The organism is Mycobacterium sp. NGS45 (assembly GCF_059812645.1).
In genome coordinates this window covers 1-20,925 of sequence record NZ_JCALDB010000017.1, presented here as the reverse complement: position 1 = coordinate 20,925, position 20,925 = coordinate 1, and the positions used below count along the sequence as shown (strand labels likewise).

20 protein-coding genes and 1 pseudogene are annotated in these 20,925 nt (G+C 68.2%); 13 read left to right on the top strand and 8 right to left on the bottom strand.

Annotated elements, in window-relative coordinates:
- Positions 1 to 2: 2 nt before the first annotated feature.
- The 3 genes from AC5Y3P_RS16005 to AC5Y3P_RS15995 are packed head-to-tail and all read left to right on the top strand — an operon-like array spanning position 3 to position 3,150.
- Positions 3 to 998, top strand: a complete 996-nt coding sequence (locus tag AC5Y3P_RS16005; RefSeq protein WP_500046903.1) for a FecCD family ABC transporter permease — start codon at positions 3 to 5, stop codon at positions 996 to 998.
- Positions 995 to 1,789, top strand: coding sequence for an ABC transporter ATP-binding protein (locus AC5Y3P_RS16000; RefSeq protein WP_500046902.1), 795 nt, complete (start codon positions 995 to 997; stop codon positions 1,787 to 1,789). Before AC5Y3P_RS16005 ends, AC5Y3P_RS16000 begins: the two co-directional genes overlap by 4 nt.
- Positions 1,789 to 3,150 (top strand): bifunctional adenosylcobinamide kinase/adenosylcobinamide-phosphate guanylyltransferase, encoded by a 1,362-nt coding sequence (locus tag AC5Y3P_RS15995; protein WP_500046901.1) that lies wholly within the window; start codon positions 1,789 to 1,791, stop codon positions 3,148 to 3,150. Before AC5Y3P_RS16000 ends, AC5Y3P_RS15995 begins: the two co-directional genes overlap by 1 nt.
- Before the next feature lie 4 nt (positions 3,151 to 3,154).
- On the opposite strand, the gene AC5Y3P_RS15990 is transcribed toward AC5Y3P_RS15995, so the two are convergent.
- The 4 genes and pseudogenes from AC5Y3P_RS15990 to AC5Y3P_RS15975 form a co-directional block, all read right to left on the bottom strand.
- A complete protein-coding gene (locus tag AC5Y3P_RS15990; protein ID WP_500046972.1) occupies positions 3,155 to 4,138 on the bottom strand; it encodes a mechanosensitive ion channel family protein in 984 nt (327 codons plus the stop codon).
- A gap of 71 nt (positions 4,139 to 4,209) precedes the next feature.
- Positions 4,210 to 4,587: a pyridoxamine 5'-phosphate oxidase family protein gene (locus AC5Y3P_RS15985; protein ID WP_500046900.1), complete on the bottom strand. Its 378-nt coding sequence runs from the start codon at positions 4,585 to 4,587 to the stop codon at positions 4,210 to 4,212.
- 10 nt (positions 4,588 to 4,597) lie between these two features.
- Positions 4,598 to 6,365 (bottom strand): annotated as a pseudogene (locus tag AC5Y3P_RS15980) (N-acyl-D-amino-acid deacylase family protein).
- Positions 6,362 to 7,255: a hypothetical protein gene (locus AC5Y3P_RS15975; protein WP_500046899.1), complete on the bottom strand. Its 894-nt coding sequence runs from the start codon at positions 7,253 to 7,255 to the stop codon at positions 6,362 to 6,364. The pseudogene AC5Y3P_RS15980 and the gene AC5Y3P_RS15975 overlap by 4 nt, the downstream one beginning before the upstream one ends.
- A gap of 73 nt (positions 7,256 to 7,328) precedes the next feature.
- Here AC5Y3P_RS15975 and AC5Y3P_RS15970 point away from each other — a divergent pair, with 73 nt between their 5' ends.
- The gene (locus AC5Y3P_RS15970) at positions 7,329 to 7,718 is read left to right on the top strand and encodes a VOC family protein (RefSeq protein WP_500046898.1); all 390 of its coding nucleotides are present in this window, start codon (positions 7,329 to 7,331) and stop codon (positions 7,716 to 7,718) included.
- On the opposite strand, the gene AC5Y3P_RS15965 is transcribed toward AC5Y3P_RS15970, so the two are convergent.
- Complete coding sequence (locus tag AC5Y3P_RS15965; RefSeq protein WP_500046897.1) at positions 7,699 to 8,169, bottom strand: hypothetical protein; 471 nt, start codon at positions 8,167 to 8,169, stop codon at positions 7,699 to 7,701. The two genes, AC5Y3P_RS15970 and AC5Y3P_RS15965, sit on opposite strands and share 20 nt — an antisense overlap.
- Before the next feature lie 91 nt (positions 8,170 to 8,260).
- On the opposite strand from AC5Y3P_RS15965, the gene AC5Y3P_RS15960 reads away from it, so the two are divergent.
- Both AC5Y3P_RS15960 and AC5Y3P_RS15955 read left to right on the top strand, forming a co-directional pair.
- Complete coding sequence (locus AC5Y3P_RS15960; protein WP_500046896.1) at positions 8,261 to 8,782, top strand: mycothiol transferase; 522 nt, start codon at positions 8,261 to 8,263, stop codon at positions 8,780 to 8,782.
- Between the two features lie 59 nt (positions 8,783 to 8,841).
- Entirely contained in the window at positions 8,842 to 9,696 is an 855-nt protein-coding gene (locus tag AC5Y3P_RS15955; protein WP_500046895.1) for a hypothetical protein, read from the top strand.
- Positions 9,697 to 9,891: 195 nt separating this feature from the next.
- Here AC5Y3P_RS15955 and AC5Y3P_RS15950 read toward each other — a convergent pair whose 3' ends face one another.
- A complete protein-coding gene (locus AC5Y3P_RS15950; protein ID WP_500046894.1) occupies positions 9,892 to 11,901 on the bottom strand; it encodes a prolyl oligopeptidase family serine peptidase in 2,010 nt (669 codons plus the stop codon).
- Positions 11,902 to 11,936: 35 nt separating this feature from the next.
- On the opposite strand from AC5Y3P_RS15950, the gene AC5Y3P_RS15945 reads away from it, so the two are divergent.
- From AC5Y3P_RS15945 to AC5Y3P_RS15925, 5 genes are all read left to right on the top strand, one after another.
- On the top strand, positions 11,937 to 12,428 hold the full coding sequence (locus tag AC5Y3P_RS15945; RefSeq protein WP_500046893.1) for a DUF779 domain-containing protein: 492 nt from the start codon (positions 11,937 to 11,939) through the stop codon (positions 12,426 to 12,428).
- 62 nt (positions 12,429 to 12,490) lie between these two features.
- Positions 12,491 to 12,769: a putative holin gene (locus AC5Y3P_RS15940; RefSeq protein WP_500046892.1), complete on the top strand. Its 279-nt coding sequence runs from the start codon at positions 12,491 to 12,493 to the stop codon at positions 12,767 to 12,769.
- Entirely contained in the window at positions 12,762 to 13,478 is a 717-nt protein-coding gene (locus AC5Y3P_RS15935; RefSeq protein WP_500046891.1) for a hypothetical protein, read from the top strand. The genes AC5Y3P_RS15940 and AC5Y3P_RS15935 overlap by 8 nt, the downstream gene beginning before the upstream one ends.
- Before the next feature lie 41 nt (positions 13,479 to 13,519).
- The gene (gene lpdA, locus AC5Y3P_RS15930; protein WP_500046890.1) at positions 13,520 to 14,914 is read left to right on the top strand and encodes a dihydrolipoyl dehydrogenase; all 1,395 of its coding nucleotides are present in this window, start codon (positions 13,520 to 13,522) and stop codon (positions 14,912 to 14,914) included.
- 54 nt (positions 14,915 to 14,968) lie between these two features.
- The gene (locus AC5Y3P_RS15925; RefSeq protein ID WP_500046889.1) at positions 14,969 to 15,895 is read left to right on the top strand and encodes a hypothetical protein; all 927 of its coding nucleotides are present in this window, start codon (positions 14,969 to 14,971) and stop codon (positions 15,893 to 15,895) included.
- 92 nt (positions 15,896 to 15,987) lie between these two features.
- Here the strand turns inward: AC5Y3P_RS15925 and AC5Y3P_RS15920 are convergent, their stop codons facing one another.
- Positions 15,988 to 16,542 carry a carboxymuconolactone decarboxylase family protein gene (locus AC5Y3P_RS15920; protein WP_500046888.1) on the bottom strand — a complete coding sequence of 185 codons (555 nt, stop codon included), beginning with the start codon at positions 16,540 to 16,542 and terminating at the stop codon, positions 15,988 to 15,990.
- A gap of 61 nt (positions 16,543 to 16,603) precedes the next feature.
- On the bottom strand, positions 16,604 to 18,022 hold the full coding sequence (gene ramB / locus AC5Y3P_RS15915) for an acetate metabolism transcriptional regulator RamB (protein WP_500046887.1): 1,419 nt from the start codon (positions 18,020 to 18,022) through the stop codon (positions 16,604 to 16,606).
- 154 nt (positions 18,023 to 18,176) lie between these two features.
- Between ramB and AC5Y3P_RS15910 the strand changes: the two genes are divergently transcribed.
- Together AC5Y3P_RS15910 and aceA are read left to right on the top strand one after the other, a co-directional pair.
- A complete protein-coding gene (locus AC5Y3P_RS15910) occupies positions 18,177 to 19,001 on the top strand; it encodes an acyl-ACP thioesterase domain-containing protein (protein WP_500046886.1) in 825 nt (274 codons plus the stop codon).
- A 285-nt stretch (positions 19,002 to 19,286) separates the two neighbouring features.
- Positions 19,287 to 20,573, top strand: a complete 1,287-nt coding sequence (gene aceA, locus AC5Y3P_RS15905; RefSeq protein WP_500046885.1) for an isocitrate lyase — start codon at positions 19,287 to 19,289, stop codon at positions 20,571 to 20,573.
- The last annotated feature ends 352 nt before the right edge of the window (positions 20,574 to 20,925 follow it).

Genomic DNA, 20,925 nt, shown 5'->3' with positions numbered 1-20,925 from the left:
CGGTGATCGCGGCGGGCGTGCTCGGCGCGCTGGCCACAGCCCTGTTCGCGACGCTGGTCGGGCCGGCGGACCTGCCGGTGCGCGCGGTGCTGGCCGCGCTGCTCGACCGGCTGCCCGGCATCGATGTCGAGCACGGCCTGAGCGCCGCGCAGCAGGCCGTGCTGTGGCAGATCCGGCTGCCGCGGGTGGTGCTCGGCGCGCTGGTGGGCGGCACGCTGGCCATCGCGGGCGCGGCCTATCAAGGGGTGTTCCGCAACCCGCTGGCCGACCCGTATCTGCTGGGCGTGTCCAGCGGGGCCGGGCTGGGAGCCACCGCGGTGATCGTATTCGGCACGGCGGTAAGCACATTCGCGGTGCCCGCGGCCGCCTTCGCCGGCGGGCTGCTGGCAGTGACCGCCACCTATCTGCTCAGTCGCGGGGTCGGCGGCCAGACCGAGACCGTGATCATCCTGGCCGGGGTCGCGGTGGCCGCGTTCGCCAACGCCGGCCAAACCTTCTTACAGCAGCGCTACGACGACTCGATGCGGCAGGTGTACAGCTGGCTGCTGGGCCGGCTGGCCACCAACGGCTGGACCGAGGTCGGGGTCGCACTGCCGTATGTGCTGCTCACCGTCGCGGTGATCCTGCTGTTCGGCCGGATCCTGGACGTGATGGCGGTCGGCGATCTGGAGGCTGCCAGCCTGGGGGTCGACCCGGCCCGGGTGCGGCTGCTGCTGGTCGCGGTGGCCACCCTGGGTACCGCGGCGGTGGTCAGCGTCAGCGGGTTGATCGGGTTCGTCGGCATCGTGGTGCCGCATGCGATGCGGCTGCTGGTCGGTCCCGGACACCGGCTGCTGCTGCCGCTGTCGGTGCTCGCCGGTGCGGCCTTCCTGATGTTGACAGATGTGTTGGCGCGCTGGGCGTTGGCGCCGGCCGAACTGCCGATCGGCGTGGTGACCGCCGCGATCGGCGCGCCGTTCTTCTTGGTGGTGTTGCGCCGCAGCCGGAGCGCGACATGACCGCCGTGACATGTGTCGACCTGCGGGTACAGCGCCGCGGCGCGATGGTTCTCGACGGCGTCAACCTGACGGTGGAGGCCGGCGAGTGGGTCAGCGTGGTCGGCCCGAACGGCGCCGGTAAGACCACGTTGCTGCATGTGCTGGCCGGCCTGCTCGGCGGTGCGGCCGACGTGACCGGGACCGTGCGGCTGGCCGGCCTGGATCCACACGCGGTGCGGCGCAAGCAGACTGCGGCCGTGGTTGCGTTGATGCCGCAACGCCCAACCGTGCCTGACGGCGTGCGGGTCGGTGAGCTGGTGGCGCTGGGCCGCACCCCGCACATCGCACGGTTCGGGGCGCCCTCGAGGCTCGACCGCGAGGCGGTGCGGGAAGTGTTGCAGCGGTTGGACCTAACCGATCTGGCCGATCGGCTGGCCACCGAACTGTCCGGCGGTGAACTGCAGCGCGTGGTGCTGGCCCGGGCGCTGGCGCAGCAACCGTCGGTGCTGATGCTCGATGAACCCACCAGCGCGTTGGACATCGGGCACCAACAGCAGGTGCTCGAACTGGTCGACACCATGCGCAGCGCCGACCGGTTGACCGTGCTCGCGGCCATGCACGACCTGACGCTGGCCGGCCAGTACGCCGACCGGATGGTGATGCTGCAGACCGGCCGGGTGGTGGCCGACGGTGCTCCGGCGCAGGTGCTGACCGCCGAGCGGATCGCCGCGGTGTATCAGGCCAACGTGCAGGTGGTGCAGCACGACGGGAACATCTCAGTGCTGCCGGTACGCGACGGGACGGTGCCGTGATGCAGGTGCTGCTGCTGGGCACCGGCAGCGCCGACGGCTGGCCGAACCCGTTCTGCAATTGCCGCTCATGCCGATGGGCGTTGGCGGCCAACGAAATTCGTGGGCAGACCGCAGCCCTGGTCGACGGCACCGTGCTGATCGACTGCAGCCCGGAGGCGCCGCGGTCGGCGCTGCGCCACGGCCGGACGCTGGCCGGTGTGCGCTATATCCTGTTGACCCACGGGCATTTCGACCACGTCGGCCCGGCGGCGCTGGTGATGCGGGGATGGGCCGGTCACCCCGAACCGTTGGAGGTGATCGGCCCGCCCGGCGCGGTCGATCAGTGCCGGGACTGGGTGGGCCCGGACGATCCGATCCGGTTCCGCACCGTCGATCCGGGCGAGCAGTTGACCCTGCCCGGCGATGGCGGCGAGGACTACGCAGTGTCGGTGTTGGAAGCCGCGCATACCGGGGTGGTCGGGGACACCGCGGTGCTCTACGCAGTGTCGCGCGGTGGGGCAAAGATGTTGTGGGCCACCGACACCGGGCCGCTGCCGGCCGGTACCCGGGCCGCCGTCGCCGGTGCGGGCTTCGACGCGTTGTTCCTGGAGCAGACCTTCGGCCCCTACATTAGCCACGGCACCGACCACCACGATCTACCGGCGTTCGCGGCCACCCTGGCCGAACTGCGAGCCTCGGGCGCCGTCCAGCAGCACACCGAGGTGGTGGCCGTGCACCTGAGTCACCACAACCCGCCCGGACCGGAACTCGATCAGGCGCTGGCGGACTGCGGCGCGCGGGCCGGCCGCGACGGCGAAATCGTCGAACTCGGCGCGGGCGCCAAGACTGAATACCCAAACCGCACCCTGGTGCTCGGTGGTGTGCGCAGTGGCAAGTCGGTGCGCGCCGAGGCGTTGCTGTCCGGGTACGACCGGGTGACCTATCTCGCCACCGGTGGACGCCGCGACGGCGACGACGAATGGGCCGAGCGGATCCGCACGCATCGGGCCCGCCGCCCCGCGCACTGGCGCACCGTCGAAACCCTGGACGTGGCACCGCATTTGCGCGGTGCGGATGCCCCGGTACTGCTCGATTGTTTGGGCACCTGGCTGACCGGACGCATCGATCACCACGACGGCTGGGACGGCGCCGCGGTCGAAGCACTGGCCGCCGACATCGGCGAGCTGGTGGCCGCGCTGCAAGACTGCCCGGTACCGGTGGTGGCGGTCAGCAACGAGGTGGGTAGCGGCGTGGTGCCGGATACCGCCTCGGGCCGGCTGTTTCGCGATCAGCTCGGAATTCTCAACACGCAGATCGCCGCCGCCTGCGACGACGTGCTGCTGATGGTCGCCGGCATCGCGGTCCCGCTGCGCACCCGTTGACCGGCTATTCCTCGCCGCGCTCGGCCAGCAGCACGCCGCGGCCGTTCGGGTACGGCAGGTCGATGCCGTGCTGGTCGTAGGCCCGCAGGATCTCACGCCGCAACCGGCGCTGCACCGACCACTGCGCATTCGGCTGCGTCTTCACGGTCATCCGCAGCTTGAGCAGATCCGGTGAAAGCTCCTGCACACCCAGCATTTCCGGCTCGCCGATCACCTTCTTGGCCAGGCTGGCGTCCTTGATTGCGGTCTCGGCGGCTTGCACCGCGACCCGCTCGGCCTTCACCACGTCGGCGGTCAGCGCCACCGGCACCTCGATCCGGGCGACGGCGTAGTCCTGGCTCATGTTCCCGACCCGCAGGATCTCGCCGTTGCGGATGTACCACAACGTGCCGTCGATGTCGCGCACCGTGGTGACCCGCAACCCCACGCTTTCCACTTCGCCGATCACCTCGCCGAAGTCGACGATGTCACCCACCCCGTACTGGTCTTCGAGCAGCATGAACACCCCGGTTACGAAGTCACGCACCAGGTTCTGCGCGCCGAAGCCGATGGCCAAGCCGACCACACCGGCCGAAGCGATGAACGGTGCGATGTTGACGCCGAGCACGTTGAGCAGCGCCAGCGCCAGCCAGACCAGCAACACGATCGACACCGTGGACTTCAGTACCGAGCCGATGGTCTGGGCGCGCTGCTGGCGACGTTCGGCGGTCTTCGCGCCGGTGGTGTTGGTCGGCGCGCGCTCGCGCAGGAAGCGCAGCATCGGCGGCGTCTTGTCGGGTACCTCGGCGCTGCCCTCCGGCGTGTGCTCCACCGTGTCGTGCTTGCTGGCCTTACGGGTTCTGCCGGTGGACGCCCGGTCGATCATCCGGTGCAGCAGCCAGCGGACGACCAGGGCGACGATGATGTAGGCGACGATCCGGATCGGTACTTCGATGAGCCAGTGTCGGTTGGTTTCGGTCCATTCGAAGGCAAGGTTGTAGACATCCATCACTGCGCCCATACCCACCTCGGCGCCCGGTTATGCCCCGAACTCGAGCCGAAAAGTCGCGGGCCGCGGACTCAGGCCTTGAACACCACGCAATCGTGCAGGCAGCCGGACTCGGCAGCCGGTGATCCGGGTGCGGCCCGCCGATGCAGCAGCGCCTTGACCGGCACCACCCGCAACGCATCGCCGACCAACTCGCCGCGGCCATCGACCATCAAGGCGTAACCGCCGGGCTCATGCGGCGGCCACAGCAGGCTGACGTCGACGTGGCCGGATTCCAGGTTGGCGCTGGTGTGCCCGCCGATCTGGCCGACCTCGAAGACGCCGTCGACCAGCACTGGATCGACCATCACGGTGTGCGCGCGGAAGTCGGCGCCGACGGTGACCAGGAAGGCCGCGTCGTAGTCGCTCAGCGCCTCGGTCAATCGGTCCAGGTCCACGGTGCCGCTCACGAACCCGACCCTAGTCCGTTGAGGCCGGTGCGGGTTGGCGGCCGCGGACCAGCCGCCCGGGCCGCGCCGACGTGGGCCGGCCGTGCTCGGCGATCACCTGCCCGGAGACGACGGTGGCGACGTAGCCGTCGGCGGTTTGGTCCAGCCGGCGCCCACCGCCGGGCAGGTCGTGGCTGACCACCGGCCGGTGCAACCGCAGCCGGTCGGCGTCGATCACGTTGAGATCGGCCTTGTAGCCGACCGCGATGCGACCCCGATCGGCCAGACCCGCCACCCGGGCCGGCACCGACGTCAACTCCCGCACCGCCTGCTGGATCGACAACCGGCCCGAGTCGCGGTCGCGTACCCAGTGGGAAAGCAGATAGGTCGGGAAGGACGCGTCGCAGATCATGCCGTAGTGCGCGCCGCCGTCACCGAGACCGAGCACCACGTCCTCGCGCGGCAGCAGTTCGGCGACGGTGTCCAGGGAGCCGTCGCGGAAGTTGGCCAGCGTCACCAACAGCATGGCGTGCCCGTCGTCGTCGAGCAGCCGGTCGTAGGCCTCCTCGAGCGGGTCGATGCCGCGCGCCCGGGCCCGCGCGCCGATCGAGGTGGACGGGTCCGGTTCGTAATCCGGGTCGGCGCCCAGCGGAAACATGTAGTCCCAGGCCTGCACCGCGAACATCAGCGGATGCCCGTCGCTGGCCGGTGAATCGCTCAGAATACGTTGCCGGACTTCGGGTTTGCGCATCTCAGCGACCCGCTCGGCCAGTGGCATCGCGGCCAGTGCCCGGTAGCTGGGGTAGAGCACGAACGGATTGCCGGACAGTTCCAGGCCGAGCACCAGACCGATCGGGCGGGGGAAGATCTGCGCGGTGACCCGTGGGCCGTCGTCACCCGCGTCGGCGTTGGCCTTCTCCACCATGGTCAAGGCATCCAGGTAGAACGGCGGTCCGGCGTTGCCGATCGCCAGCGTGAACGTCACCGGCAGGCCCACCTCGGCGGCGACGTCGAACACGGTCTGCAGCACCGGTTGGTAGTCACCGGCCACCAGGTCGGGGACGAACTGGATCAACCCGCCGCCGGCGTCGTCCACGCCCCGGGCGATGGCCTCGATCTCGGCGTAGTCGGCGTCGTAACTGGGGATGGGGCGCCCACTTTCGGTCTTGTGCAACGTGAACCGCGACGACGCGAAACCCAGCGCGCCGGCCTGCACGGCCTCGGCGGTCAGCTTGCGCAGCAGCGCCAGATCCTCGGCGGTGGCCGGTTCGCGGTCGATGCCGCGTTGGCCCATCACGTACACCCGCAGCGGTGAATGCGGCAGCAGCGCAGCCACATCGATGTCCCGCTTACCGGCATCCAGGGCGTCGAGGAACTCGGGGAAGGTCTCCCAGGTCCAGGGCAGCCCGTCGACCATCACCACACCCGGGAATGTCCTCGACCCCGGCCATCACGTCCACCAGCACGTCGTGGTCGGCCGGCCGGCACGGGGCGAAGCCGACGCCGCAGTTGCCCATCACCGCGGTGGTGACGCCGTGCGCCGACGACGGGGTGAGCCGCTCGCTCCAGATCGCCTGACCGTCATAGTGGGTGTGCAAGTCGACGAACCCCGGCGTGACCAGATGACCGGTCGCGTCGATCTCGCGGGCCGCGGTTCCGGTGACGGCGCCGACTTCGACGATGACGCCGTCGCGGATTGCGACGTCGGCCGGGTAGGGGTCTCCGCCCAGCCCGTCGACCACGGTCCCACCCCGGATGACCAGGTCGTATTCGTTCTGACGTGGAGTATCGGAGGTCATGCCTCGAATGTACGTCGCTGCTCCGGGTGCCCGGCGCGGATCGGACCTGCCGATCGGAGCCGGGCGGCGAGCAGGGCGGCCAGCAGCGCGAACCAGGCGCACGTGCCGGCCATGGCACTGAGCGACTCCAGGGTCCGGCTCAGCTGCAGGGTCTGCTCGTCTGAGCCGAACACTGCGGTGAGCGCCGAGAAATAGGTCTTGCCCGGTGCGGTGCCGACGTTATCGGTGTCCACCACGACGAAGCCGTAGACGAGCAGGCTCAGCCACGCCACCGTCTGCGCGACGGCTTGGCTGCCGATCAGCCAGCGGGGCCGGTCCGGTGCTTGGGTCAGGGCCAGCCAGGTGGTCAGGGCCGCCGCCGCCACCAGGAACGGAAACTGCATGAAGGTAAGGAAGAACACGTTCGCGCCCAGTGCGCCGAACCAGCCGCGGCCGACCCATACCCAGACCAGCAGGATCACGTTCACCGCGGGCATCAGGTCGAACACCGCGCGGGTGAGTCGGCTGACGCCCGGATTGTTCGGCACGATCCCGCTCATTGCGGCGCAGGTGAACACGATCCAGGCGATGCCGCCCACGTGGATGGCGGCCGTGACCAGAACCTCGCCGAGGTGGCGCAGATGTTCGCCGAGGGCCAGGGTCAGCAGCGACTGGTAGGTCTGGTCACGGCGAAACCCCGCTCCGGCGACACCGATCGTCGCCAGCCCCGCCCACAACACGCTGACCGATGCGGTCTGGATCGAAAGGCGTCGTGCAGGAGCCGGACGGAACGCGAAACACAGTGCCGGGGTGAGCATCACGAGGATGGGAATCGCCAGCCACAGCGCCGCGCTGGCACCAGCAGCCCAAATCACCAGGGCCACGGTCACCGGCGTGGCGAAGGTGCGCATGGGCTCAAAGTCTAGGTCTGATCCGCGCTGGTTCCCGCCGATAATTCCGTGCTCCGGGCGTAGCGTCGCAATGATGATCGATCACCTCGGAATCAACTGCCAGGACTGGACCGCATCACAACAGTTCTACGACCGGGTGCTCGGTGTGCTCGGCTACACCAGACAGCTGGATTACGGGGTGGCCATCGGCTACGGCCGCGACCACCCGTCCTTCTGGATCGCCGACGCCTCAGCCGGGGACGCCAACGGACCCAACCGCGAAGTGCACATCGCGTTCGGTGCGGCGGACGTCGACGCGGTAGACGCGTTTTACCGGGCCGCGCTGGAGCTGGGGGCCGAGTCGCTGCATGCGCCGCGGATCTGGCCGGAATATCACCCCGGCTACTACGGCGCCTTCGTGCGCGACCCCGACGGCAACAACGTCGAGGCGGTGTTCCATCGCACTACCGAGGAACCGGCGTAGCGGCGGGCCGGCGGCGCTTCAACCCGGCGATCAACAACGCGGCGAGGCACACCCAGCACACCAGCGCGGCGCCGGCCAGCACCGCGGTGAACTGCAGGCTGAAGCCCAAAGTCTCAGGGCTCCAGCCGATCAGGTTGATCAGCACGGACTCCTCGGGGCTGCCGTCGTCGACGTCGACCACCACTGCGCCGAAGACCAGCATGATCGACCACAGTCCGACTTGAGTGCACGCGCTGGCCGTGCTCAACCGGGGCTTTCCGGGCTGCTGGAAGGCCAGCACGGTCGTGATGGTGAGCAGGATCAGCAGCAGCGGCACCGCGGTGAAGAGCATGAACGCGGCCATCCAGCCCAGCGTGGCACCGAACAGGCCGCGGCCGAGCCACATCCACAGGATCATCAAGAGATTGACCGGGATCATCGCGGCGAAGACGAACTCGCGGAAACTGCGCATCCACCGATGCTAAGCACGCGGCGAGCGGCCCAACCGTAGGTATTTCTGCGCAAGCCGCCAGGCCACATCCGCAGCGGCGTAGCTTGGCGGGATGGCCGACTCTGCTGATGCCGAGGCCGTGCGGGACCTGCTGCGCGACGCCTTCACCCGACTGATCGAGCACGTCGACGAGATCACCGACGGGCTGAGCGACAAGGTCTCCGCCTACCGTCCGACGCCGAACGCCAACAGCATTGCCTGGCTGGTGTGGCACAGCGCGCGGATCCACGACTGGCAGCTGTGCGACATCGCTGAGCGCGAGCAGGTGTGGTTCACCGACGGCTGGGTGGATCGCTTCGCGCTGGACCTGCCGCGCGACGCGCACGGCTACGGGCACACCGCCGAGGACGTCGGCAAGGTGCGGGCGTCGGCCGGGTTGCTGTCCGGCTACTACCACGGTGTGCACGACGCCACGCTGGAGTACCTGGCCACCGTGACGCCGCAGGAGCTGGGCCGAATCGTGGACCGCAACTGGGCTCCTCCGGTGACCGCTGGGGTGCGGCTGGTCAGCATCGTCGACGACTGCGCCCAGCATCTCGGGCAGGCCGCCTACGTGCGGGGCATCGCGAGGTGAGCCGATGCGAGAAGATGCACGGGGCGAGATGACGCTGGTGACCAGAAGGAGGCCGACGGGTGCGGTTGGTGTGCACGGCACTGCTGTGGTTGCTCACCACGGCCGCATTGGCCGTCGCGCTGCCGACGTCGTGGGTGCAGCAGAACGTGGTCGATGCCGACGGGTACGCCGCGTTCGCGCAGCGCGCGGCGTCTGATTCCCAACTGCAACAAGCGGTGGCCGCTGAACTGGCCACCCAGGTGGTCGAACTCGGTTACACCGGCAACGAGTCGGTGCTGCGTTCGGTGGCCGCGGCCTACACCGGCGGCTCGGCGTTCCCGGGCCAGTTCGCGCAGGCCAACCGGTTCGCGCACCGCTGGCTGTTCACCAACACAGTCGCCTCCGGCACCGACCCGCAGGGCCGCTGGGTGATCGACATCGCGCCGATGCTGGCCGACAGCGCATTCCAGCCGACGCTGCAGCAATTCGACATCAGGGTGCCCGAGAGCCTGCCGGTACCACTGACCGAGGCCGCCCCCGACGCGCTGCGTCCCGGCCGGCTGCAGCAGGCCGCCACCTGGGGACCGTGGGTCAGTGTGGGCGCCACCCTGCTCACCGGTGTGCTCGCATTGCTGACGCTGGGGGTGGCCCGTTCGCGCGGGAAAGCCCTGGGTGCCCTGGGGGTTTCGGCGCTCCTGGTGGGTGCCGCCGGCTGGGCCGGTCTGGAAGTGGGCCGCCGCGCACTGGATGCCGCATTGGACACCGCCAGCGCAGACATCCGGCAGATCGCCGAGGCGCTGATCCGGCACGCCACCGACAGCATGCATCAGTGGCTCAACCTCACCCTGGCCGTCGGCGGCGCGTTGGTGCTACTCGGCGTCGTGGCGGCCGGGCTCGGCGGGGTGGCCCAGCGCACGGTGCGCAAGCCGGGCTGACAGACTGACGGACCTTCCTGCCGTCGCCACTGCGGTTTCATACCCGACACGCCGGGGAAGGCGTATGAAAGCGCAGCGCGGACAATCATCCCGTGCCACTTCCTGCGTTTTGATACGCCGAGAGCGGCGTGTCGGGTATGAAACCGCAGGCCCGGGAGGCTGGGCGAAGTAGCCCGGGAGGTCGCGAGGGCTGGGTCAACCCAGCATGCGCCACAGGAACTCGTAGGTCAGTGCGGACTTGAACGCCACCTGTGCGTTGTCGGCCGCACCGGAGTGCCCACCTTCGATGTTCTCGTAGTAGCGCACCCGATGGCCGACGGCCTCGAGCGCCGCGGTCATCTTGCGGGCGTGCCCGGGATGCACCCGGTCATCTCGGGTCGAGGTGGTCATCAACAACGCCGGGTAGTCGGCGTCCGGCGAAATATTCTGGTACGGCGAATATTTCGCGATGAACTCCCAATCCGCCGGGTCGTCAGGGTTGCCGTACTCGGCCACCCAGGACGCGCCCGCGAGCAGCAGGTGGAAGCGTTTCATGTCCAGCAGTGGGACGCTGCAGACCAGCGCGCCGAACAGCTGCGGGTAGCGGGTCAACATCACGCCCATCAACAGCCCGCCGTTGCTGCCGCCCTGCGCGCCCAGTTGCGGCACGGTGGTGATGCCACGGTCGACCAGATCCTGTGCCACCGCGGCGAAGTCCTCGTACACCTTGTACCGGTTCTCCCGGATCGCCTGGGTGTGCCAGGTGGGCCCGTACTCGCCGCCGCCACGGATGTTGGCCAACACGTAGGTACCGCCGCGGGACAACCACAACCGGCCCAGCACGCCCGCGTAGCCCGGAGTGTTGGAGTTCTCGAAACCGCCGTAGCCGCTGAGCAGCGTCGGGCCCGGCCCGGCGGAATTGCGCGGCCGCACGACGAAATACGGAATCTTCGTGCCGTCGGTCGACGCGACGAAGTGCTGGTGCACCTCGATGCCGGAGGCGTCGAAGAAGTCTGGCGCGCTCTTGAGCGCGGTCAACTCGTCGCCGGCGTGACCCCACAGCAACTGCGACGGGGTGTCGAAACCGCTGCAGTCCACCATGATCTCGTCGCCGTACTGGTCGGTGTCGACGAGCACCGAGGTGGTGTTGGGCGGGATGCCCGGCACCGGCTCACGGCGCCATGATCCCGGCAGCACCACCTCGACGTGGGTGCTGACGTCGACCAGGGTGACCAGGATCAGCCGATCCCTGGTCCACGAGTAGGTCTGCAGGCTGGTGTGCGGATCGGGTTCGAAGACCACGCTCAGATTGATTGTCCCGGACAGGAATTCGTCATAGTCAGCGGCCAGCAGGCAACCGGCCGGATAGCAGGTGTCGGCCACCCACCAGTCGGTGCGCGGTCGGATCAGCAGCCACTGCCGGTGCGTCGAGATCGCGGCGTCGGTGGGCACGTCCAGCCGGATCAGCTCCTCGCCGCGCAACTCGTAGCGTTCCCGGTTGAAGAAGTCCAGCGCGCGGACCACGAACAGCCGCTCGAAGCCGGGCGTCGGGTCGTAACCCGCACCCACCGAGACGTCACTCGGATCGCCGGTGAACAGCGTGGTCGCCTGCTCCAGCGGTTGCCCTCGCTGCCAGCGTTTGACGATCCGCGGATACCCGGACTCGGTCAGCGAGCCCGGGCCGAAGTCGGTGCCCACCAGCACGGTGTCCGGACCCTGCCAGGACGCGTCGGTCTTGGCTTCCGGCAGCGCGAAGCCGTCATCGACGAACGTGCGGGTGACCAGATCGAATTCGCGGACCACCGTGGCGTCCGAGCCGCCGCGCGACAAGCTGATCAGCGCACGGGTCAGTTCCGGCTCGACCACCTCGGCGCCGGCCCACACCCAGTTCTCGTCCTCGGCGCCGGCCAGTGCGTCGACGTCGATCAGGACATCCCAGTCCGGTTCGTCGCTGCGGTAACTGTCCAGCGTGGTGCGCCGCCACAACCCGCGCGGGTTGGCGCCGTCGCGCCAGAAGTTGTACAGGTACTCGCCGCGCCGGCGCACGTACGGGATCCGGGCGTCGGTGTCGAGCACCTCGAGTGCTTCGGTGCGCAGTTGCTCGAAGCGTTCACCGCACAGTTCGGCCAGTGTGGGCTCGTTGTGTGCGCGCACCCAGTCCAGCGCCCGCTCGCCGCTGACGTCTTCCAACCACAGGTACGGATCTTCGGGTGTCTGGCTGCTCATCCCGACATTGTCGCGGCGGCAGTAACCTGGCGTGCATGGTGGTCCCGGCGCGGGTGTTGATCACCCGGGCGGCTGCGCAGCTGCTCGGCGAACTGCAGCAGCGGCACGGACCGGTGATGTTCCACCAGTCCGGTGGCTGCTGCGACGGATCCTCGCCGATGTGTTACCCGGTCGGCGACTTCATCGTCGGTGACCGCGACGTACTGCTCGGCCTGCTCGACGTCACCGGCGACGATCAGCCCGACGGGGTTCCGGTGTGGATCTCCGGACCGCAGTTCGCGGCCTGGCAGCACACCCAGTTGGTGATCGACGTCGTACCTGGCCGCGGTTCCGGGTTTTCGCTGGAAGCGCCCGAAGGACTGCGGTTCTTGTCGCGTGGGCGGGCTTTCAGTTCCGCGGAGATCACCGCGCTGGCCGACGCCCCCGCGCTCACCGGCGCGGCCTACGAACAGGGTCGGCGGCCCGACCAGCCCCGCGGCGCGGTGATCGCCGAGGCCAGCGACGCCTGCGCAATACCGATCCGATAACGGCTCGGCCACACTCGCCCTCAGACCAAGAAACTAGCTCTGGCCTGCGTACTGTTACTGGTGTGATTCCCTTCCCTCGGGCCAGGGTGTTGACGAGCGCGATGCTGGTCGGCTGTGCGATCGGCGTGTTTCTCGCCATCATCGCGACCCTTCGAATCGAGGCGCACGTGCGGCCGGACGTCGTGATGGCCCTGGTGCTCGGTGTGCCGACCGCGCTGGGCAGCGCGCTGATCGTGACCTCGTCACGGCGCTGGGTGACCGCGCTGGGCGCGTTCATCCTGGCGATCGGCCCCGGATGGTTTGCCGTGCTGGTCCTGGTCCAGGTGGTGAACGGTGCCTGAGCCGACGTCGTCGCCGTGGTTCACGCCCACCGACACCGGTGCGCTGCCACTGACCGAGCCGCATTCCGCGCCGATCTTCGACACCGGCCCGCATCCGGAGCCGCTGCGCGCCTGGTCGGCCGAGCACGGTTCGGAATCCCAACGACCCGACATCGATGAGCTCGACGCCGACACCGGCGCTCCGGACGGCGACGGCGACGTCCCCGGCGACGGCGGTGCCGAGACGCTTGCCGCCCCTTCCGACGCCGACTACGTCGGCGCCGACCCCGAACCCGCCGCCGCAGCAGCCGACGTCGCCGCCGTCGACGTCGAGCAGGACGCGCAGGACGCGCCCACCCAGGACGCATCAACGTCGGGACCGCAACCGGTGGTGGCGCGCCCGGCGGCGGTGCCCGGACAGCTGGTCTTCCTGAAGCGGTGGAAGTTCGCTCTGCTCACCGCGGGCATCTGGCTGCTGGCCGCCGCGGTCGGCGTCGGGTTCTTCTACTGGTGGTTCCACACGGTGGACAAGTCCATCGTGGAATTGGCCGTGCTGTTCTACGTCATCGCGTGCACGCTGGCCGCGCTGCTGGTGTCGATGTCGGAGAACCGGCCCTTGGTGTCGACGACCGCGCTGGCGGTGATGTCGGCGCCGTGCGCCACCGGTGTGGGCGCGGCCGCGCTCTACGGGATGTACGCGTTCGGCTGGATCCCGTCTCCAACGCTGTAGCGCCTGCGGCTTGCCGCGGGCGCGCATTAGGGTAGGGAACCGTGACTCACTTTGACGTCGTCGTCCTCGGAGCCGGTCCCGGTGGCTACGTAGCGGCCATCCGCTCTGCGCAACTGGGCCTGAACACCGCCATCGTCGAACCCAAGTACTGGGGTGGGGTGTGCCTGAACGTCGGATGCATCCCGTCCAAGGCGTTGCTGCGCAACGCCGAACTGGCGCACATCTTCACCAAGGAAGCCAAGACCTTCGGCATCACCGGTGAGGCCAGCTTCGACTACGGCGCGGCGTTCGACCGCAGCCGCAAGGTCGCCGACGGCCGGGTCGCCGGTGTGCACTTCCTGATGAAGAAGAACAAGATCACCGAACTGCACGGTTACGGCAAGTTCACCGGACCCAACGCTCTGACCGTCGCACTCAACGAGGGCGGCAGCGAGGACGTCACCTTCGACCACGCGATCATCGCCACCGGGAGCAGCACCCGGCTGGTCCCCGGCACGTCGCTGAGCGAGAACGTCGTCACCTACGAAGACCAGATCATGAGCCGCGAGCTGCCGGGTTCGATCATCATCGCCGGGGCCGGTGCCATCGGCATGGAGTTCGCCTACGTGCTGAAGAACTACGGCGTGGACGTCACCATCGTCGAGTTCCTGCCGCGCGCGCTGCCCAACGAGGACGCCGAGGTCTCCAAGGAGATCGAGAAGCAGTACAAGAAGCTGGGCGTCAAGATCCTGACCGGCACCAAGGTCGAGTCCATCAACGACACCGGCGACGCGGTGACGGTGACCGTGTCCAAGGACGGCAAAACCGAAGAGCTCAAGGCCGACAAGGTGTTGCAGGCCATCGGGTTTGCGCCCAACGTGGAGGGCTACGGCCTGGACGCCGCGGGGGTGGCGCTGACCGACCGCGGCGCGATCGGGATCAACGACTACATGCGCACCAGCGTGTCGCACATCTACGCCATCGGTGACGTCACCGGGAAGCTGCAGCTGGCGCACGTCGCCGAAGCGCAGGCCGTGGTGGCCGCCGAGACCATCGCCGGCGCCGAGACCATGACGCTGGGTGACTACCGGATGATGCCGCGCGCGACGTTCTGTCAGCCGCAAGTCGCCAGCTTCGGGCTGACCGAAGAGCAGGCCAAGGACGAGGGCTACGACGTCAAGGTGGCCAAGTTCCCGTTCACCGCCAACGGCAAGGCGCACGGCCTGGCCGATCCGACCGGCTTCGTCAAGCTGATCGCCGACGCCAAGTACGGCGAGCTGCTCGGCGGGCACCTGATCGGACCGGATGTCTCCGAACTGCTGCCCGAACTCACGTTGGCGCAGAAGTGGGATCTGACCGCGTTCGAGTGTGCCCGCAACGTGCACACCCACCCGACCCTGTCGGAGGCTCTGCAGGAGTGCTTCCACGGGTTGGCCGGCCACATGATCAACTTCTGAGTGGGCACGCCAGAACGCCGGTTGGCCACCCTCGGCGCCCCTACAATGGCTGCGATGATGCGGCGATTGAGTCTTGGTGCAGCGGCGATGCTGACCGGGGCCGTGTTGGCACCGGTGCCGGCGGCCGTTGCGGCACCGCAGGCTCCGGATCTCAGTGAGTACCAGTCCACGGCGGTCGAGCCGTTCCTGGACTCGATGTCCAACGAGGCCTACTTCCAGACCCCGGACGGGCTGCTGTGCGCCATCCGGCCGGCCATCGCCCGCGCCGGCTGCGACGGCCACCTACCGGGTTCGGCGTCTGCGGCCAACGAGATCGTCTTGGCCGCAGACCAATCCGCGCGCGGACTACGGGCCACCGCCACACCGCAATTCGTCAAGCCGGCCGGTTCGGCTGCGCCGGTCCTCGATGAAGGCAAGAAGATCGTCCTGGCCGACTTCGAATGCGCTGTCGGCCAGGGTCCGATCACGGTGTGCACCAAGGGAACTCCGGTGACCGCCTGGATGAGCATTTCGGCCACCGAGGCCGGGATCGGACCGGCCACCCCCGGCTTGCCAGCTGAGTTCCCCGACCCCAATGACTACATCGGCAGCGACGACAACTACCTGGTGGGCATCGGACCGAAGAACGTGAACCCGGTCTTCACTGTGCAGAACGGCTTGACCTGCAAGATGGCCATGTTCAGCGGCGGCGTGATCGGTTGTGACGGTGAGCTTCCCGGTGCGGACGACGGCCACGACGAGGTGTTCGTCGAGCTTCCCGGCGCGGTCGGCACCCGTAAGGCCGGCGACCCGCCGTTCAGCACGCCGAACTATCCCGGCAACATCCGGGCGCTGCCACCCGGATTCCGGATCGACGCCGGCGGAGCCACCTGTATGGCGCTGCGGGACGGGGGAGTGGCGTGTGTGGGCGCCATCGGCGGACCGCCGCAGGGCTTCATGGTCAGCGCCGAGGACACCGTGCTGGCCGGCGCCGGCCGCTGAAAACACGGCCGTCCTTTACGTTCATTGCGAAGCCAGGTAGGTCCCTGCTCGCAAAATTGATGCCTGACCGCTAACTCAACGCCCGAACGGTTCTAGTCCGGGAAGTCCAGCGGCAGCTGCAGCGTGTTGATGGTGGCGGCCAGCCCGTCGTATTGGGCTGCCAGCAAGCAGAATTCGATCAGCTGCTTTTCGCTGAAGTGCGCGGCCAGCGCCGACCAGGTCTCGGCGCTGACGCCGCGGTCCAGGATGAACTCGTCGGTCGCGGTCAGCAACGCGCGGTGCCGATCGGACAGCCCCTCGGCCTGCGGGCCCTCGAAGATGCGGGCCTGCAGGGCGTCGTCCAGCCCGCGGGTGAGGGCAAGCCGACGATGCTGCTGCAACTCGTATTCGGAATTACGCAGATGCCCGACCCGCAGGATCACCACCTCGGCGTCGCGGCGGGAAAGCTTGCCCCAGTACAGCAGCACGCCGGAGACCGGCAGCCAACTCCAGAACAGCTTGCTGTGCCGAGAAAAGGCGTTGAACAGGTGGAAATGCGGAGCCCGGATGCCGCGGGCGCCGGCCTGGCAGATCACCCAGTTGATCGGGCCGACGTCACGCAACGTCCGGGTGACCGGGATACGGGCGGGTTCGAGTTCGCTGCTCATCGGCCGCGATTCTGCCAGCCGGCGCCGTGCCGGTGGCCGGGACGGTCGATCCCGGCCCGCTTCACTGCCGGACCAGGTACGGCGAGACCGTGCTGCGGTGCTCGTCGAGATCCAGCGCGCGGCCCAACGCCGGGAAGGCGCGCTGCGGGCAGTTGTCGCGTTCACAGACCCGGCAGCCCGCACCGATCGGCGTGGCGCCGCCACCGGAGAGATCCACTCCGTCGGAGTAGACCAGCCGCTGGGCATGACGCAGTTCGCAGCCCAGCCCGATCGCGAAGGTCTTACCGGGCTGGCCGTAGCGGGAGGCCCGGCGTTCCACGGTGCGGGCCACCCACAGGTAGTTGCGGCCGTCGGGCATCTGCGCGACCTGCACACCGATCTTGCCCGGGTTGGCGAAGGTCTCGTAGACGTTCCACAGCGGGCAGGTGCCACCGGAGGCCGAGAAGTGAAAGCCCGTGGCCGACTGACGTTTTGACATGTTGCCGGCCCGGTCCACCCGGACGAACGAGAACGGCACGCCGCGCATCGACGGCCGCTGCAGAGTGGACAGCCGATGGCAGATGGTCTCGTAGGACACCGCGTAGAACGCCGAGAGCCGCTCGATGTCGTAGCGGAACTTCTCGGCCACTTCGTGAAACTGCTGATACGGCAGCACGGTCGCGGCCGCGAAATAGTTCGCCAGACCCAGCCGGGCCAGGGTGCGCGATTCGCCGCTGGTGAACTTGCCCTCGTCGACCAGGGAGTCGATCAGCGTGCCGAACTCTAGATAAGCCAACTCGGTGGCGAGCTTGAACACCTGCTGACCGCCGGACAGGTGCGCGTTCATCAGCAGGGTCTTGGTGTCGGGGTCATAGCGGTGCAGCACCGTCTCACCGAGGTCACGCCGCACAATCCGCACGCCGTGCACCTGCGTGAGCCGCTGGCCGATGTCGGCGGCGAGCTCGCCACGATGCAGCCGCATCCGCACGGTCAGGTCCTCGGCCGCGGTGTCCAGCTCGTGCAGATAGTTCTGCCGTTCGTAGAAGTAGTCGCGGACCTCCTCGTGCGGCATGCTGATGGACCCCGAGCCGCTGCCCTCGGCGGTCAGGTTGAACCGGCCCTCGGTGGCGGCGGCCAGTTGCGCGGTGGTGAGCCGGTAACGCCGGTGCAAGCCGACCATCGCGCGCGCCAGGTCCGGGTGCGCGGCCACCGCCGCGGTGACCTCGCCGAGGTCGACGTCGACGTCGACGTCCTTGTCCAGCAACACTTCTCGCAGCTCGGCGACCAGCCGGGTGTCATCCTGGGAGGAGAAGAAGGTGGCGTCGACGCCGAACATGTCGGTGATGCGCAGCAGGACCGAGGCGGTCAACGGCCGGACATCGTGCTCGATCTGGTTCAGGTAGCTCGGCGAGATCTCCAGCATCTGCGCCAGCGCGGCCTGCGAGAAACCTCGCTCACTGCGCAACTGGCGCACTCGCGCGCCGACGTAGGTCTTGGCCACCGGCACAGGCTACGCCTTTTGTTAAGTTCAGCTTCGCAGGCTTGGCAACACCGGTGTGCGACGCTGCGGGCGTTGGTTTGGCATGATCGCGCAGGTGCGCCCGGATGTTTCGGCGGGCAGACGCGGACCGCACGGCAGCGGCGAAGGGAAGTGCATGGCAGGCGCAACGAGCAAGACCGGTCAGTCCGGGTTGGGTAAGACCCTGATGCCCGTGCCGGATCCGCACCCCGACGTCTTCGACCGCGAGTGGCCGCTGCGGGTCGGCGATATCGACCGGACCGGCCGGTTGCGCTTCGACGCGGCTTGTCGGCATATCCAGGACGTCGGGCAGGACCACCTGCGCGAACTGGGCTTCGAAGACACCCATCCGGCCTGGATCGTGCGGCGCACCATGGTCGACCTGATCCGGCCGATCGAATTCCAGGATTTCCTGCGGCTGCGGCGCTGGTGCTCGGGAACCTCGAACCGGTGGTGCGAGATGCGGGTGCGGATCGACGGTCGCAAGGGCGGGTTGATGGAATCCGAGGCGTTCTGGATCAATGCCAACAAGGACACCGGGGCCCCGGCGCGGATCTCCGATGACTTCCTGGCCGGCCTGCACCGCACCACCGACGTGGACCGGCTGCGCTGGAGGGCCTACCTGAAGCCAGGCTCGCGCGAGGACGCCGTGACCGTGCAGCCGTACCCGGTTCGGGTCACCGACATCGACATGTGGGATCACATGAACAACTCGGTGTACTGGACGGTGATCGAGGACTACCTGTACGCCCATCCGGAGCTGCTGGCCGGGCCACTGCGGGTGACCATCGAGCACGATGCGCCGATCGCCGGCGGCGACAAACTCGAGATCCTGTCGCACCTGCACCCAGCCGGTTCCACCGATGCGTTCGGTCCGGAACTGACCGATCGGGCTGTTACAACGCTCACATACGCCGTCGGCGCCGACGTCAAAGCGGTCGCCGCGCTGTTCTCGCTTTAGCAGTACGTTTGTCCGGTATTTTTCCGGGTTGACCTGCATCGATAGGGTTACCGGCCGGTAGCTTCTGAACCGGTTAAGCTCCGGGATTTCTTCGCAAACTTTGCAAAGTTTTGCCGATGCGTGGCCAAAGTTGGCAATCAAATCCACTGGACCAGCACAGATAGCTGATGGCATGGTGTTCCTAGCACACCAGTGAAGTTGCTTCGGTATTAGCAAGCCGGTGATCCCGGCAATGCCGGCAGCGACTTGCCAGAGTTCCGAGCACCACCCTTCAAGGAGCAGTCCATGTCCACTGTCGGCACGCCCAAGTCCTCCGAGCAGATCCAGCACGACTGGGATCACAACCCGCGGTGGAAGGGCATCACCCGCACCTACACCCCCGCCGACGTCGTCGCCCTGCAGGGCCACGTCGTCGAGGAGAACACCCTGGCCCGTCGTGGCGCCGAGGTGCTCTGGGAGCAGCTGCATGAAATGGACTTCGTCAACGCGCTGGGCGCGCTGACCGGCAACCAGGCCGTGCAGCAGGTCCGCGCCGGCCTGAAGGCCATCTACCTGTCCGGGTGGCAGGTCGCCGGTGACGCCAACTTGAGCGGCCACACCTACCCCGACCAGAGCCTCTACCCGGCCAACTCGGTGCCGCAGGTGGTCCGCCGGATCAACAACGCGCTGCTGCGCGCCGACCAGATCGCCAAGGTCGAGGGCGACACCTCGGTGCAGAACTGGCTGGCCCCGATCGTGGCCGACGGTGAGGCCGGCTTCGGCGGTGCGCTCAACGTCTACGAGCTGCAGAAGGCCATGATCGCTGCCGGTGTGGCCGGTTCGCACTGGGAGGACCAGCTGGCCTCTGAGAAGAAGTGCGGTCACCTCGGTGGCAAGGTGCTGATCCCCACCCAGCAGCACATCCGCACCCTGACCTCCGCGCGTCTGGCCGCCGACGTAGCCGACGTGCCGACCCTGGTCATCGCCCGCACCGACGCCGAGGCCGCCACCCTGATCACCTCCGACGTGGACGAGCGCGACCGCCCGTTCATCACCGGTGAGCGCACCAGCGAAGGCTTCTACCGGGTCAAGAACGGCCTGGAGCCGTGCATCGCCCGTGCCAAGGCTTACGCGCCGTACGCCGACCTGATCTGGATGGAGACCGGCACCCCGGACCTCGAGCTCGCCCGCAAGTTCGCCGAGGGCGTCAAGGCCGAGTTCCCGGACCAGATGCTGTCCTACAACTGCTCGCCGTCGTTCAACTGGAAGCAGCACCTCGACGACGACACCATCGCCAAGTTCCAGCGCGAGCTGGGCGCGATGGGCTTCAAGTTCCAGTTCATCACGCTGGCCGGTTTCCACGCGCTGAACTACTCGATGTTCGATCTGGCGCACGGCTACGCCCGCGAGCAGATGAAGGCTTACGTCGAGTTGCAGGAGCGCGAGTTCGCCGCCGAGGAGCGTGGCTACACCGCCACCAAGCACCAGCGCGAAGTCGGCGCCGGCTACTTCGACCGGATCGCCACCACGGTGGACCCGAACAGCTCGACCACCGCGCTGGCCGGCTCGACCGAAGAGGGTCAGTTCCACTGAGCCGAGCCGCCAGGCGAGGTGAAGTGGAACCGAGAGGCCGGGGTCGCTGAGCCGAGCCGCCAGGCGAGGTGAACATGCACTGCGCAAGTCCCGCCCAGATTCCTGGGCGGGACTTGTCGCATGCGCAAATTTGCCGTCGTCCAGACCCCGCGCGACGGCGGAAGGTCAAATCCCCACCGCTTTTGGTGCCAGCCGATCGATTGGTTAGCCTTGATGGTCGGCGACGTGGCCCGGGTCGGGGAGGGCCACCGCCGCCGGGGTGCCAGCCCGTCGTCGAGCTGCTGCTCAGACCACGGTCGCCAATTACAAGGAGTGTCAGAAACGCATGTCATCCGTCGAGCCCGAACTCGCG